This is a genomic window from Roseibium porphyridii, from assembly GCF_026191725.2.
GTDB lineage: Bacteria > Pseudomonadota > Alphaproteobacteria > Rhizobiales > Stappiaceae > Roseibium > Roseibium porphyridii.
On record NZ_CP120863.1, the window covers coordinates 5,093,571 to 5,108,918 of the forward strand.

Annotated in this window: 16 protein-coding genes; 8 read left to right on the forward strand and 8 right to left on the reverse strand. The window is 55.3% G+C overall.

Annotated elements, in window-relative coordinates:
- Positions 1-48: 48 nt before the first annotated feature.
- Entirely contained in the window at positions 49-675 is a 627-nt protein-coding gene (locus tag K1718_RS23405; protein ID WP_152503226.1) for a CoA transferase subunit B, read from the reverse strand.
- A gap of 12 nt (positions 676-687) precedes the next feature.
- Positions 688-1,383, reverse strand: coding sequence for a CoA transferase subunit A (locus K1718_RS23410; protein WP_152503227.1), 696 nt, complete (start codon positions 1,381-1,383; stop codon positions 688-690).
- A gap of 300 nt (positions 1,384-1,683) precedes the next feature.
- Between K1718_RS23410 and K1718_RS23415 the strand changes: the two genes are divergently transcribed.
- Positions 1,684-1,926 carry a DUF6460 domain-containing protein gene (locus K1718_RS23415; protein ID WP_152503228.1) on the forward strand — a complete coding sequence of 81 codons (243 nt, stop codon included), beginning with the start codon at positions 1,684-1,686 and terminating at the stop codon, positions 1,924-1,926.
- 10 nt (positions 1,927-1,936) lie between these two features.
- On the opposite strand, the gene K1718_RS23420 is transcribed toward K1718_RS23415, so the two are convergent.
- From K1718_RS23420 to K1718_RS23440, 5 genes are all read right to left on the reverse strand, one after another.
- Positions 1,937-2,761: an ABC transporter permease gene (locus tag K1718_RS23420; protein WP_265680657.1), complete on the reverse strand. Its 825-nt coding sequence runs from the start codon at positions 2,759-2,761 to the stop codon at positions 1,937-1,939.
- Positions 2,758-3,687, reverse strand: a complete 930-nt coding sequence (locus tag K1718_RS23425) for an ABC transporter permease subunit (protein WP_152503230.1) — start codon at positions 3,685-3,687, stop codon at positions 2,758-2,760. Before K1718_RS23425 ends, K1718_RS23420 begins: the two co-directional genes overlap by 4 nt.
- Positions 3,688-3,691: 4 nt before the next feature.
- Positions 3,692-4,810, reverse strand: a complete 1,119-nt coding sequence (locus tag K1718_RS23430; RefSeq protein ID WP_152504440.1) for an ABC transporter ATP-binding protein — start codon at positions 4,808-4,810, stop codon at positions 3,692-3,694.
- Positions 4,811-5,020: 210 nt separating this feature from the next.
- Positions 5,021-6,115, reverse strand: coding sequence for a polyamine ABC transporter substrate-binding protein (locus K1718_RS23435; RefSeq protein ID WP_265680656.1), 1,095 nt, complete (start codon positions 6,113-6,115; stop codon positions 5,021-5,023).
- 148 nt (positions 6,116-6,263) lie between these two features.
- Positions 6,264-7,652 carry a glutamine synthetase family protein gene (locus tag K1718_RS23440; protein ID WP_152503232.1) on the reverse strand — a complete coding sequence of 463 codons (1,389 nt, stop codon included), beginning with the start codon at positions 7,650-7,652 and terminating at the stop codon, positions 6,264-6,266.
- 164 nt (positions 7,653-7,816) lie between these two features.
- Here K1718_RS23440 and K1718_RS23445 point away from each other — a divergent pair, with 164 nt between their 5' ends.
- From K1718_RS23445 to K1718_RS23475, 7 genes are all read left to right on the forward strand, one after another.
- Positions 7,817-8,524, forward strand: coding sequence for a GntR family transcriptional regulator (locus K1718_RS23445; protein ID WP_335343009.1), 708 nt, complete (start codon positions 7,817-7,819; stop codon positions 8,522-8,524).
- A 166-nt stretch (positions 8,525-8,690) separates the two neighbouring features.
- Entirely contained in the window at positions 8,691-10,097 is a 1,407-nt protein-coding gene (locus tag K1718_RS23450) for a glutamine synthetase family protein (protein WP_247649278.1), read from the forward strand.
- A gap of 42 nt (positions 10,098-10,139) precedes the next feature.
- Positions 10,140-11,534 (forward strand): aspartate aminotransferase family protein, encoded by a 1,395-nt coding sequence (locus K1718_RS23455; protein ID WP_265680655.1) that lies wholly within the window; start codon positions 10,140-10,142, stop codon positions 11,532-11,534.
- Positions 11,535-11,709: 175 nt separating this feature from the next.
- Positions 11,710-12,102 (forward strand): YciI family protein, encoded by a 393-nt coding sequence (locus K1718_RS23460; RefSeq protein ID WP_152503235.1) that lies wholly within the window; start codon positions 11,710-11,712, stop codon positions 12,100-12,102.
- Complete coding sequence (locus K1718_RS23465; RefSeq protein WP_265680654.1) at positions 12,071-13,318, forward strand: RNA polymerase sigma factor; 1,248 nt, start codon at positions 12,071-12,073, stop codon at positions 13,316-13,318. The genes K1718_RS23460 and K1718_RS23465 overlap by 32 nt, the downstream gene beginning before the upstream one ends.
- Before the next feature lie 110 nt (positions 13,319-13,428).
- Entirely contained in the window at positions 13,429-13,812 is a 384-nt protein-coding gene (locus K1718_RS23470) for a VOC family protein (protein ID WP_265680653.1), read from the forward strand.
- Positions 13,813-13,869: 57 nt separating this feature from the next.
- Positions 13,870-14,277 (forward strand): MAPEG family protein, encoded by a 408-nt coding sequence (locus K1718_RS23475; protein ID WP_265680652.1) that lies wholly within the window; start codon positions 13,870-13,872, stop codon positions 14,275-14,277.
- 189 nt (positions 14,278-14,466) lie between these two features.
- On the opposite strand, the gene K1718_RS23480 is transcribed toward K1718_RS23475, so the two are convergent.
- The gene (locus K1718_RS23480) at positions 14,467-15,348 is read right to left on the reverse strand and encodes an SDR family oxidoreductase (RefSeq protein ID WP_265680651.1); all 882 of its coding nucleotides are present in this window, start codon (positions 15,346-15,348) and stop codon (positions 14,467-14,469) included.

The window sequence follows — 15,348 nt, forward strand, 5'->3', positions numbered from 1 at the left end:
GGGCGCTTTTCATTCAGACGATGTTTTGAAAAACCGGATTTACAGCGACTAAACCAGTGTCGCCAAGGTTTTCTCCTTGACCTCGTCGAGTGTCACGTCAGGTGCAAGCTCGACAACTTTCAAACCACCTTCTACGACATCGAAAACGCCGAGATTGGTGATAATCCTGTCGACGCAGTGAACTCCTGTCAGGGGCAGCGAACACTCTTTCAAGAGCTTTGGGTCACCCGCTTTTGACGTATGGTCCATGATCACGACAACCCGTTTGACACCGGCAACCAGATCCATGGCACCGCCCATGCCCTTCACCATCTTACCCGGGATCATCCAGTTGGCGAGATCACCGGTTTCAGCCACTTCCATCGCACCGAGGATCGACAGATCAATGTGACCACCCCGGATCATGCCGAAGCTGTCGGCTGAGGAAAAATAACTCGTCTGCGGCAGTTCGGTAATGGTCTGCTTGCCTGCATTGATCAGGTCGGCGTCAACTTCATCTTCCGTCGGGAACGGGCCCATGCCGAGCATGCCGTTTTCCGACTGAAGGGTCACATGAACACCTTCGGGAATGTAGTTCGAAACCAGTGTCGGTATGCCGATACCGAGGTTTACATAGAAACCGTCTTCAAGCTCTTGCGCAGCGCGCTGTGCCATATCATCACGTGTCCAAGCCATGATGTGTCTCCTTTAGGCTGCGCGCGTCGTGCGCTTTTCGATACGTTTTTCATGATTGCCCACAATGATGCGGTCAACAAAGATGCCAGCAGTGTGGATGTTGTCCGGGTCCAGTTCGCCCACTTCAACCAGTTCTTCCACTTCGACCACACACATCTTGCCGGCAGTTGCCATCATTGGATTGAAGTTCCGCGCGGTCTTGCGGTAGACGAGGTTGCCCTCCTTGTCGGCTTTCCATGCCTTCACAAGCGATACATCGGAGACAAGCCCTGTTTCCAATACATAGGTTTCGCCGTTGAAATCCTTCAGTTCCTTGCCTTCAGCAATCAGCGTGCCGACACCGGTCTTGGTATAGAAACCCGGAATACCGGCACCGCCAGCGCGAATGCGTTCGGCCAGCGTGCCCTGCGGGTTGAATTCCAGTTCCAGCTCGCCATTCAGGTACTGTTTTTCGAATGTCGCGTTTTCACCGACATAAGACGACACCATCTTCTTGATCTGGCGGGTCTGCAGCAACAGCCCCAGACCGAAATCGTCGACGCCGGCATTGTTGGAAATAGCGGTGATGTCTTTTGCGCCGGAGTCCCGTAGCGCCACAATCAAGTTTTCCGGAATGCCGCACAGGCCGAACCCACCGGCCATCACAGTCATGCCGTCAAAGGTCAGGCCTTCAAGCGCCGCCTTTGCGTCCGGATAAATTTTGTTCATCTTTCACTCCCAATAAAGACCGCATGGTGCGTGAGCGGCACATTCGCTGCTTGGTTCTCCGTGGTCAAGATGTCTTTGCCGCATTGCAGCGAAAAACATGAATGCACTGTCACTTAATCGATTTGGCGCGTTTACCAAGCCTTCAATCGAGCGGTTTGCGGCGTGTCTTCCCGATTTTCTGCCAAGTTGTTTATGGTATGTAAATTGTTAAAGCAAAGAATTCTGAAGTGCCGATGCAAGGGGCTGGGGTGGTTTCCTGCACAGCGCCAGCAAAACTTACTCTGAAAGAAAACGATAGCTGTGTATCAGTTCCTGTCGACAGTCTTCAAAATCGCTGTCATTTCCCTGCTCGTCGGGGCGGGACTGTCTTTTGTCAACATTACGGCCGTGGACATTTTGGGCTCTGTTGGCCTCAGTCCGATGCAGCTCTGGATCTACCTGCTGGAATTCTGGGATTGGGCCGTCCCGAACATGATCCTCGGAGCATTCATTGTGGTGCCGGTCTGGTTGGTGATCTATCTGTTCAAGCCCCCCAGGGCCTGAACAACAAAGATCAGCTATCTGCTCCAAACGCAGCACGTTCGTCACGTTCCCGCTGCACCTGCTGGCGCTTGGTAACGATTGACGCTGCAATCACGCCGATGGTGACCAGACCGACAAGCAACGTACAGACAGCATTGATCTCAGGCGTCACGCCCAGGCGAACCTGGGAATAGATCTTCATCGGCAATGTGGTTGCGCCGGGTCCCGTGGTGAAGCTTGCGATGACGAGATCATCCAATGACAAGGTGAAGGCCAGCATCCAGCCGGCGATAACACCTGGCAGGATGATCGGCAGTGTAATCAGGAAGAAGGTTTTGACAGGTGGACACCCGAGGTCTTCGGCCGCTTCTTCCATGGACTTGTCAAAACCCACCAGGCGCGACTGAACGACCACCGCGACATAACACATGGCAAAGGTCGTATGCGCCAGCATCACGGTCCAGAAACCGCGCGCCTGATCCATCGAAACAAACAGCAGCAACAGGGAAAGCCCCAGAATAACTTCAGGCATCACCAGAGGTGCGAAAATCATCCCGGAAAAGAGCGAGCGCCCGACAAAGCGGCCTGACCGGACAAGCACCAGCGCAGCCAGAGTGCCCAATACCGTTGCGATACAGGCCGACGTGAAAGCAACACGCAGTGTCACCCAGGCCGCATCAAGCAGCTGGTCGTTTTCCAACAAAGAAGCGTACCACCTCGTTGAGAATCCGCCCCAGACTGTCACCAATCGACTGTCATTGAAGGAATAGATCACCAGAAGCACAATCGGCAGGTAAAGGAAGGAAAACCCGACGACCAAAGACGTGACGTTGAACCAGGTCGGACCGCGCGTCATCCTTCTTTCTCCGACATTTTTTGCTGCTGGTTTTGGAAGAGAACGATCGGGATCACCAGGATCAGCAACAAGATAACGGCAACAGCAGAGGAAACAGGCCAATCCCGATTGTTGAAAAATTCAACCCAGAGCGTCTTTCCGATCATCAGCGTGTTGGAGCCCCCCAGAAGATCCGGGATAACAAACTCGCCCACGGCTGGAATGAACACCAGGAAGCAGCCTGCGATGATGCCAGGCAGTGAAAGCGGCACTGTTATCTTCCAGAATGCCTTCCACGGCGGACAGCCAAGATCCTCAGCCGCTTCCAGAAGACTGCCGTCCAGACGTTCAAGGCTGGCATAAAGCGGCAGCACCAGGAACGGCAGGTAGGAATACACAATGCCGATATAAACTGCGATGTTGGTGTTGAGGATCACCAGCGGTTCATTGATCAGACCGAGTGACAGCAGCAACTGATTGAGCAAACCTTCGTTCTTCAGGATGCCGATCCAGGCATAGACACGGATCAGAAAACTTGTCCAGAACGGCAGAATGACAAGCATTAGCAGCGTCGGGCGCAAGGATTGCGGTGCGCGTGCCATGCCATAGGCAATCGGGTAACCAATCAACAGCGTCAGGAAGGTCGAGACCGCGGCAATGGTGACGGAGGAAAGATAGGACTTCCAGTAAAGCGCATCCTCGGTGAGCCAGACATAGTTTTCCAGGGACAGCTCGCCCAGTCCGTCTGTAAAGGCCTGCCAGCCTTCCGAAAGGTCGAAAGTCGGAACGTAAGGCGGAATGGCAATCGCCACTTGCGACAAGGAAATCTTGAAGACAATCAGGAACGGCGCAAGGAAAAAGATCAGCAGCCATATGTAGGGCATGGCAATCAGTAGCCAGCCTCCCAGACCCCGCCTGACCGGGGGTGCGACGTGTTCTTCCGCCATCCCCCTATCCTCTCAGTATCACACCGGCGTCCCTGTCGAACGTCAGCACCACGTTGTCATCCCAGGTGATCGGTTTTTCCACGATGCGTGAGACATTTGCGAAGGTTGATCGAAGCGTATCGTGATCGTCTTCACCCACCTTGGCATGAATGATAGAGACGTCCCCCAGATACGCGATGTCCCAAACCACGCCTCCGATCTGATTGACACCGCCGGGTTCGGCATTGCCTTCGGCGATACGGACCTTTTCCGGTCGAATGGCATACCAGACGGTTTCACCAACACCGGCATCCGTCGCCTGATCGCATTCGATGGCAAAACTGTCGACAACCGATGTCATGCGGGTGAGCGTGTCGGTCTTCTCCGTCACCTTCGCCTCGATCAGGTTCACATCACCGATGAAGTCGGCAACGAATTTGCAATTGGGTGCTTCATAGATTTCTGCAGGCGTTGCGACCTGAATCAATTCGCCCTTGTCCATCACCGCAATCCGGTCAGCAACGGTCATGGCTTCTTCCTGATCGTGCGTAACGATCAGGAAGGTCATTTTCAGTTCTTCCTGCAGGTTCATTAGTTCGAACTGCGTTTCTTCACGCAGCTTGCGGTCAAGCGCACCGAGTGGCTCGTCGAGCAGCAGGACCTTTGGCCGTTTTGCCAAGGATCTCGCCAGCGCCACCCTTTGGCGCTGGCCGCCGGAAAGCTGATGTGGCTTGCGCTTGGCAAATTGCTCCAGCTTGGTCAGCTTCAGCATTTCCGACACCCGGGCCTCCACTTCCGAGGCAGGCATCTTGTCCTGTTTCAAACCGAAGGCGATGTTCTTTTCCACGCTCATATGCGGGAAAAGCGCATAGGACTGGAACATCATGTTGGATGGACGGCGATAAGGTGGAATGCCTGCAAGGTCCTGTCCGTCGAGAAAAATCTGACCGGAGGTTGGCGTTTCAAATCCGGCAAGCATGCGCATCAAGGTGGTCTTGCCACAGCCGGAACCTCCCAGCAGCGCGAAAAACTCTTTCTCGTAGATCTTCAGAGAGAGGTTCTTCACAGCCGTGAAGTCACCGAACTTCTTGGTAACATTGCGAAATTCGATGAAGGGAGGATGATCGGGGTTTTCCCAGGGCATGAACTCCCTGCGCACCGGCCCTACTGATTTTTTTGCCACAATATCCCCCACCGGATGATTGACCGGCTTCCTAACGCGTCCTCACGAACGCACGAGGCCGATCCATGCAACGTGCGAACCCTTGCTTCCGGTTCTTCCGGAAAACGTGAGGCCCCTCAGCACACCAAACCAAAAACCGCCGGGTCTTTCCAGAACCGGCGGTCTTTTCAGTTACTGGCCGCTTTTGACGCCAGTCCAGGTGCGCGTCACAATCCTCTGCACCTTCGGCGGATAAGGCGTCGTGGTGAAGAGGTTCTGAACCGTTGCTTCGTCTGGGTAAATCGCCGCATCGCCGATAACGTCTTCGTTCAAAAATTCCTGAGACGCCTTGTTGCCGTTGGCGTAATAGACAACATTGGACGCCTTGGCCATGACATCCGGACGCATGATGAAGTCCAAAAACTCGTGTGCTTCAGCCTTGTTGGGCGCATCCGCAGGGATAGCCATCTGATCGAACCACATCTGTGCGCCTTCTTTCGGAATGGCGTATTCAATGGTCACGCCATTGTCGACTTCCGCTGCACGGTCACGGGCCTGCAGCACATCGCCCGACCAGCCGATCGCCACGCAGATATCGCCATTGGCAAGCGCATTGATGTACTCCGACGAATGGAACTTCTGAATAGACGGGCGGACCGATTTCAGAAGTTCGCCTGCCTTCTCAATTTCCGACGGATCCTTGCTGTCCGGATCAAGGCCCAGATAGTTGAGTGCAGCCGGGATCATCTCCGCGGGAGCATCCAGCATGTGGACACCGCATTCCTTCAGCTTTTCGATGTTTTCCGGCTTGAAGACAAGGTCCCAGCTGTCCACTGGCGCGTCCTCACCCAGGGCCGCCTTTACCTTGTCGACATTATAACCAATGCCAGTTGAGCCCCACATGTAGTTGATGGAGTAGGCATTGCCCGGGTCGTATTTCTCAACGCGGTCTTCAATATCTTTCCACATGTTGGAAAGGTTGGGCAGTTTGTCCTTTTCAAGTTCGGAAAAGACACCTGCCTGGATCTGGCGCGCCAGGAAAGTCCCTGTCGGAACCACCACATCATATCCTGTTCCGCCTGCCAGCAATTTGGTTTCCAGCACCTCGTTGCTGTCAAAGACATCATAAACGACCTTGATACCGGTTTCCTTGGTGAAATCCTCAAGGACCGACTCATCGATATAGTCCGACCAGTTGTAGACATTCACAGTCCGGTCCTGCGCCAGTGCAGCGCCGCTCATCAGGCTGAGAACAGCAACACCGGTCAACATGGTTCTTAACGTCATCTGAAAACTCCCCTCAGAGTTTGTGTTGGCCCGGTTGGGGCCTAGTCCCTGATTAAAAACGGACATTCGCGCTTTTTGCATCTTGTCTGTCCTGCAGATTGGCGATGGCACCGGATTTTGTCCAGCGCCGATTTTGTGCAGCGTCAACTCACAAATAGGTCTGGCGCTCCAGCGACGAGATCTCTCGCCCGAATTCGTTCAATTCCTCTCTTTTGATCTCCGTCAGCACCTTGTGCATTTCCTTGCCGACAGCTTTTTTCATAAGCTTGGACGCTTCAAACGCATCGATGGCTTCATCCATCCACGGTGTCAGCCGTTTCTTCCGCTTTTCATAGGCATTGCCGGTGACAGGTGCCGGCGGATCCTTTTGCAAGGTCAGCCCTTCCATCATCCCGGCAAGAATGCCCGTCAGTACAAGATACGGATTGGCGTCAGCTCCAGCGATCCGGTGCTCAACGCGCGCGGCTTCAGGACTGGAAGCTGGAACACGCAAGGCAACCGAGCGATTGTCATAGCCCCAGCAGATCGACGCCGGTGCGTACGATCCCGGTTGCATGCGCCGGAAGCCGTTGAAGGTCGAGATAAACAGTAACAGTGCCTCAGGCATGGTTTTCAGCAGCCCGTTGATGGCATATCCAAGTCGCTCGCCACCCGTTTCCGGGTCGGCGAACAGGTTGCCATTCTCATCCTCCATGGAGACGTGCACATGCATTCCGTTGCCTGGCCATTCCACAAACGGCTTGGCCATAAATGAAGCTTTGAGTTCGTGTTTTCTGGCAACACCGGCCACAAGGCGGCGCAGGAGTACAACATCATCGGCAGCAAGTAGGGGGTCGCGGCGATGGTGCAGGTTCAATTCAAACTGCCCGGGCGCTGCTTCAGAAACCGCGGCATCAGCCGGTATGCCTTGCGCTTCACAGGCCTTGCGCAAATCGTCGACAACCGGCAGCAGCGCTTCAAGATCGGACAAGGCATACATGTTCTGGCGAGCTGGACCAAGGTGCGTTGAAAACAACGGTTTGGGCTGTTCGGTCCAATCGCCGTCACTCTCCTGGAAAAGATAGAACTCCAGTTCAAAGGCACAGGTTGCCGAAACGCCGTACTCGGATTTCAGGCGTGCGACCATGTTCTCCAGTACATGACGCGGGTCTGCGAGAAACGGCTCGCCGTCGCGGTCATACATCGACAGCAGAACCTGTGCTGTTTTGCGGTCCGCCCAGGGAACCAGCTTGAGGGTTTCGGGGATGGGCCAACAGACGCCATCCTTGTCGCCCGTTTCCAGATGCATGCCGGTTGCTTCAACTTCCCGGCCCCAGACATCAAGACCAAACAGTGAATAGGGGAAGGCAACGCCGCCTTCGAATACTTTCGGCAGGGCTGAGCCCGGCAGCCACTTGCCACGCAGGACCCCGTTGGTATCGGGAAGGATGACTTCAAGCGTATCCAGATCCGGGTGGGCAGCCAGGAAGGCTTCAAATCCGGCCTTCCATCCATGCTCCGCAGGGTGTTCCAGGATCTGATGGGGAAGCTCGTTCATTGAGTGCTCTGTTACGCCCCTTGCCTTGTCACCGCGAGGTCACTCCACGTCATGACCATACCGACAGCTTTTGTTTGCGTCCTTTTCAAAAATGTGATCACTTTCGGAAAACCCTGTCAAGGCAGATCGAGCAGCGATTTCATTTGGCTGATTGGAGACCATCCTTGTCCGTCCGGCAAACTGCATGGCCATCAGGCATTGAGAAAAGGGACGGAAGTCCCGTTCCAAGCAAACGGGGCGCTACGCGTGAACAGGTCGATCACTCGGTGCGCAACGGTCTTTTGACCGGCCGCTTCATTCCTGGGAAGGCGGTAACGATTCGCGGGCTCGCCACAGAGCTTGACGTCAGCCCGATGCCTGTGCGCGAAGTCCTGCAAAGGCTGGCAGCGGAAAATGCGCTGGAAGTCAAACCCAATGGCCGTGTGCAGGTGCCCGACATGACGCCAGATCGTTTCGACGAACTTCTAAAAGCGCGTTTGTTGCTTGAACCGGAACTTGCGGAGCTTGCGTTGCCTCATCTCAGGACGCTGGACGTTAAGGCGTTGATCTCAATCGATGACGAGATTGACCGCCATCTGATCGGCGGCGATGCCGAAGCCTACATGAGGCTTAACCATGCCTTTCATTTCCGGATCTATAGAGCGTCGCTGTCAAAGGTGCTCTTGCCGTTGATCGACAGCCTTTGGCTGCAATTCGCGCCATTCATGCGTACGGTCTATGGGCGCGTCGGCACGGCGAACCTGGAAGATCGACACAAGGAGGCCATTCGTGCAATCGAACAGAAAAACGGGCCTGCCCTGCGGTCGGCAGTGACGGCCGACATCAGCGACGGCATGGGGTTGCTGGGCAAGGAAATTCTTACGGACGCATGAGCCTGTTGATCCTTCCGTCAGGCCATGCCATTTTGTGATCACAAATTAAACGTTCGCGCAGGCGATGACCTTTCCAAACGTGAATTCGGCGGTCGGCTCCGGGCCGGTCAACCAGGTCACCCCGCCCAGTCTGCCGCGAAACCGCATTAGACCATTGGAGCTTCACGTGAGCGCAGACAATCCAGGCAGCCAATCCGCCAATCCCGTCGACAGTCTTCGGGGTGTCCCGGATGTCGACGCAGCGCGCGACTGGCTGCATGCCCGCAATATCCAGGATATCGAATGTGTGGTTCCCGATATTGCCGGTGTGGCACGTGGCAAGATGATGCCGACCGAGAAGTTCTTCTCCGGTTCGGTCATGACCATGCCTGCCTCAATCTTCGCGCAAACCATTTCCGGCGACTACCCGGAAGACGACGACAGGTTTCAACATAACCCGACCGATGGCGATCTCTATTTTCGTCCCGACTACAGCACACTGACCACGGTTCCTTGGGAGGCCGACCCGACCGCTCAACTGATCCACGATGCCTATACCCGAGACGGTGCGCCCGTTGAAACCGCGCCACGCAACGTCTTGAAACGCATCCTCAAGCTTTATCAGGACAAAGGCTGGAACCCTGTCATCGCGCCGGAGATCGAATTCTACCTGGTTCGCCCGAACACTGATCCGGACTACCCTCTTGAGCCGCCACGCGGGCGCTCCGGCCGTCCTGAGGTGGGGCGGCAGTCCTATTCCATTTCCGCCCTGAATGAATTCGACGATCTGATCGACGACATTTACGACCTGTCCGAAAAACAGGGCCTTGAGATCGACACTCTGATCCACGAAGAAGGCGCAGCGCAGATGGAGATCAACCTGCGCCACGGCCATCCGCTCGTGCTGGCCGACCAGGTGTTCCTTTTCAAACGCACGATCCGTGAAGCGGCGCTGCGGCATGACATGTACGCCACCTTCATGTCCAAGCCCATGTCGAACCAGCCCGGATCGGCCATGCATATTCACCAATCCGTGCTCGACAGCCAGACAGGCCAGAACATCTTTGCCGGGGACAATGGTGAAGAGACACCGGCTTTCCTGTCTTTCATTGCAGGTCACCAGAAATATCTGCCCAAGGTCGCCTGTATAATGGCGCCCTTCGTCAATTCCTACCGGCGGTTCTCCAAGACCTCGACCTCTCCGGTCAACGTCTATTGGGGCTACGACAACCGCACAGTCGGGCTGCGGGTTCCCTATTCCAGCGCTGATGCAAGGCGGCTTGAAAACAGGATCCCCGGCTCCGATGCGAACCCTTATCTTTCCATAGCCGCCAGTCTTGCCTGTGGCTATCTCGGCATCATCAACGAGCTTAAGCCTGACGCCCCCAAATCGGACGATTGCTCCGAGCGAGCAAGGTCGCTGCCGCGCGGCTTGCCGGAGGCCGTGGCCAAGTTTGAAAAGTCCGAGGAGATGGTCGAGGTCTTTGGCGAGCAGTTCGTCGCGACATACAGGGCGATCAAATATGAGGAATTCGAAACCTTCATGTCAGTGATCAGTGCATGGGAGCGGGAATATCTCCTGCTCAATGTTTGACCTCCTCGATCCCGCCAATTTCATTCCATTGGAGTTCACGCCATGACGGCCCATTCCAACATCTATCCGACCAAGGTTCTGCAGGAGCTTGATGCTGCCCATCACTGGCATCCCTTTTCGGATATGAAGAGCCTCAACGAAGAAGGCAGCCGCATCATCACGCATGCCGATGGCGTGTGGCTGACGGATTCTGACGGCAAGAAGATCCTTGACGGAATGGCCGGTCTCTGGTGCGTGCAAGTTGGCCATGGACGGCGAGAAATCGCCGATGCGGTCTTCAAGCAGATGAACGAACTTGCCTATTACAACACGTTTTTCAAGACCACCCACCCGCCGGCGATTGCCCTGTCTGAAAAACTGGCCAAGCTCGCGCCAGAGCATATCAACACGGTGTTTTATTGTTCCTCCGGGTCTGAAGCGAACGACACGGTTTTTCGCATGGTGCGAACCTATTGGGACATGAAGGGAAAGCCGGACAAGAAGGTGATCATCGGCCGCTGGAACGGCTATCATGGGTCAACACTCGCCGGCACCAGCCTCGGTGGCATGAAGGCGATGCACAAGCAGGGTGACCTGCCGGTTCAGGGTGTTCATCATATAGACCAGCCTTATTGGTTTGGCGAAGGCCACGACATGAGCCCGGACGATTTCGGCATTGCCGCCGCCCGCAAGCTTGAGCAGACGATTGACGAAATCGGCGAAGACAAGGTGGCCGCCTTTATTGCCGAGCCGATCCAGGGGGCCGGTGGCGTCATCATTCCACCTGAGACCTATTGGCCTGAAATCCGCCGTATACTCGCCGAACGAGACATTCTCTTTGTGTCCGACGAAGTCATCTGCGGTTTCGGTCGTCTCGGTGATTGGTTCGGATCATCTTATTACGGCATGGAACCCGACTTGATGCCAATCGCCAAAGGCCTGACCTCGGGCTATCTGCCAATGGGTGGCGTCCTGGTGTCTGATCGCGTTGCGGAAGGGCTGATGAACGCGGGTGAAGACTTCAACCACGGTTATACCTATTCCGGGCATCCCGTTTGCGCAGCTGCTGCGCTGGCCAATCTTGAAATCATTGAACGCGAAGGCCTCGTTGAAAGAGTTAGAGACGACATCGGCCCCTATCTGCAGGAACGCTGGCGAAAACTGGGTGAACACCCTCTTGTCGGTGAAGCCCGCATGACCGGGCTCATGGGAGCTCTGGAGCTTGTTCCAAACAAAGACGCCCCTCACAAACCGTTCAAGGATGTTGGAACCGTTGGCACCATTTGCCGCGATGCCTCGTTCCAGAACGGCATGGTCATGCGCGCTGTCCGTGACAGCATGATCATCTCGCCGCCACTCGTGCTTAGCCACGAAGAAGCCGACTTCCTGATCGAGACCGCCTCAAAAACCCTTGATGACACACATCAGATCCTGAAGCGTGACGGGTGGCTGGGATAGGAAAAACTTCTCATCGACATTTCGAGACGACCATTGCTCGTGCCGTGTTGATAGACAGGATGAAACAAGCCCTGCAACAAATCACCGTTCCGGAGATTTTCTTGACCCATCCTGTCGGATAAGCTGAGGCACAAACGTCCCTTGATCGAACCTAGGGAACCGGAGGAACTCAGCAATGCTCTTTTCCGTTTTGATTTACGGCAGTGAAGATTTCTACGACGCGCTTTCACCGGAAGAGCATCAGGAAATCCTGAAGAAGCATGGGGCGTTTCACGAACGCACCAAGTCCGACCGGACCTTTGCTGCGGCGACCAAGCTGATGTCGACTGGAACGGCTGTCACGGTCAATAGGGACAGCAGCGACTTTGTCGTCACCGACGGGCCATTTGCAGAAACCAAAGAGCAGTTCATGGGTTTCTATCTGATTGACACGGCCAACCTGGAAGACGCAATCGAGGCCGTGAAAGAACTGCCTTTTGACAACGGCCGCGTCGAGATCCGACCTGTAGCCTATTTCGAAGGGGCAGACTTCCAGAATGCCGAGCGCCTGGTTATCGACGCATCTTAGAGCGGCCCGTCCGCGCGTTCTGGCTGCGCTCAACCGGGCATTTGGCGACATTGATCTTGCCGAGGATGCTTTTCAGGAAGCTTCCCTCAAGGCGGTTCGCATTTGGCAACCACACGACCTGCCAAAGGACCCTGTTGCCTGGCTGATCGTCACCGGTCGGAATTCCGCCATAGACGCACTGCGCAAACGGCGAAGGGAAACCCTATCAGCGCCGGAAGATCTGGAACCGGCACATGAAGAAAACAATCCGGAAGAAGACCTGACGGAAGCGCTTGATCGTTCTGTCTACCGCGACGATATCCTGCGGCTCCTCTTTACGTGTTGTCATCCAGTGCTGCGCCGCGACCAGCAAATTGCCCTCGCGCTCAAGGTTGTCGCAGGTCTGACGGTGGAAGAAATCGCCCGTGCCTTTCTGGTGCAGCCAAAGACAATGGAACAAAGGATCACGCGTGCGAAGAAACGGCTCCAGGCCGCCAGACTTTCCTATGAAGAACCTGATGCTGCCGAACGGGCCGACCGCCTGAGTACCGTCGCCAATGCGATTTACCTTGTTTTTAACGAAGGTTATTCCGCCTCTCAGGGAACTGCCCTGATCAAGGAACCATTGTGTGAAGAGGCCATCCGCCTTGCCCGGTTACTTGTGCGCCTCTTTCCCGAAATACCGGAATTGCGCGGTCTTCTCGCCCTCTGCCTCATCCAGCATTCCAGACGAATTGCAAGGCTGACAGCCGACGGTCAGGCGGTGACGCTGGAATTGCAGGACCGATCCCTGTGGGACAGGAAACTGGTTGCCGAAGGAACCGTTCTTCTCGAGGCAGCCTTGCGTCGTGCGAAGCCTGGTCACCTTCAGATCGAAGCAGCCATTGCGGCCACGCACGCACGGGCGGCAACCTATGACCAGACAGACTGGCAAGAAATCGAACGGCTCTATCGAGCCCTGCAGCACATTCGCCCCTCACCCGTGGTCGCGCTCAATCATACTGTTGTGCTTGCCAAACTTCACGGACCGGAATTCGCACTTGAAAGACTGGACGGCCTACAGTCATCGCTTGAGAGATATGCCGGCTATTTTGCAGTCAAAGGCTCGCTGTTGACGGACCTCGCCCGCACACAGGACGCTTATGATGCCTTGAAGCGCGCCTTTGATCTGGCAGGTACGGATGCTGAACGGCTGCACATAGAACAGAAACTGCAGAAACTCTCCAAAGGCGCCTGACGCCTGCTTTTTTCAAAAAAATACGACACCCTGTCGGAATCGCCGAACTTCATTCGTTCTTAGAACACCTGGCCATTTCAGGTGGACTTCAAACGACGAGGACAAGAGATATGAGCAATCCGATGCAAACACATGGTGCCTTCAGCTGGATGGAGCTGCACAGCGGCGACGGATCAAAAGCCAAAGCGTTTTACACAGACCTTCTGGGCTGGGGCACGGAAGAGATCGAAATGCCCGGCATGACCTACACGGTGATTGCCAATGGCGACGAAAAGATTGGTGGTTTTCCACCTGAACAGTCAGACACCTCCCGCTGGCTGCCATATGTCACGGTCGATGATGTTGATGCACGCATTGAAAAGGCCAAGTCACTCGGAGCAACAATCGCAAGCGAGCCAATGAGCGTGCCAGGTGTCGGCCGGATGGCAACACTTGTTGATCCGGTTGGCGGCGTAATCGCCCTGATCACCTATGAAGCGCCTTCGGCGGAATAAGCGTCCCGGTGGGTCGATCAGACCGGTCGGCCGCCCTACTCCCGAAGGAGTTTTGACATGAACATTGTTTCTACATTTCCAGTGACACTCTTGTTCATAGCCCTATTGGCGCTGGTACAGATCCCCATGACGGTTGCCGTCGGTCTTCGGCGTCTGAAAACGGAAACACATTTTCTGGATGGCGGCGATGAACTGCTGCTCAAGCGTATGCGCGCGCACGGGAATTTCACCGAAACGGTTCCGATCGTGTTGCTTGCAATGGCTGCCGCAGAATATTGCGGAGCTCCAACCTCACTTCTCTGGGCTGGCGGCTGTTCCCTTCTTTTGGGCAGGCTCGTTCACTATGGCACTCTGGTGAATTCCGGGTTTGGCAACGGCAGAGCCGTCGGCATGTTGCTGACGCTTGCACCGATGCTCATTTTCCCAGGCTTTGTCCTGTGGGCGCTCGTTGGCGTCAGCGCTTGAGCCTGTCCAGAGCTGCAGGCGGAATGCAGGTTGCCGAACCTGCATTTTGAGTTTCAAGCTTTGATCAGAACAAACGCCGCGAAGGATATCCCTCGCGGCGCTTAAAGGTCATTTGCTAACTCTTCGGACCATGCGGCCTATTCCATTCGACAACATGCTTGAGATTTCAGCAAACCTAACTCAGTGCGCTTATTGTGCTGCCCCGGTATAAACCGGTTTCAGACTGTTCACGAGTTCTGCCTGGATGGGGGCGACGGCATCGTTGAGTGCGGAAACGCCCATGTCATGGCCGACCTGCGTGCGGATGGGACGAGGGCCGTCCATGTCCACCAGTTCAACAATCTTCATTGCAACATTGTTGGCATCCGTGCTCGCATCTCGTTGATCAAACATGCCTTGGAACATGCCGAGCAACCGGTCTCGCCCATTTGAGAGATCGCCATATTCTCCCACCGTGCTTGTATCTCCCGGTGCCGGTGCCGTTGTTACGAGGTCGGTGCCGTGACCGCTCGGTTCCACAAGAACCGATTCAATGCCGAATGGCTCAAGCTCGTAGTGCAAAGCCTCACAATAGGCTTCCATCGCCCATTTGCTGGAACAGTAGAGACCGAAATACGGCATGCCAAACCGGCCAGCTACCGAACTGAGGCTGACAACAAGACCGGTTCTACGTTTCCGCATTTGCGGAAGCACTGCTTTTGTTGTCCGCATGACGCCATAGACGTTCACGTCGAACAGATCCTCTGCCTGCTTCATGGTGAAACCCTCGGTCAGGCCGACCGGCATCACGCCGGCATTGTTCACCAGGACATCAATCGCGCGATCCTTTTCAATGCCCTCGATGGCTCTGTCGACACTTGTCGCATCGGTTACATCAAGGTCGATGGGGACAATCGTTCCGGAAGCGCCTGGGGCATATGCCGCAAGTTCAGCGGCGGCTCCCTCGTTTCGTGTTGTCAGTCCCCGCATGCCTGCATAGACCACGTGCCCACGGTCCGCCAAACGTTTGGCGGTCAAAAGACCAATCCCTCGGCTGGCGCCGGTAATCAAAACGGTTTTCGGAGCTGCCAT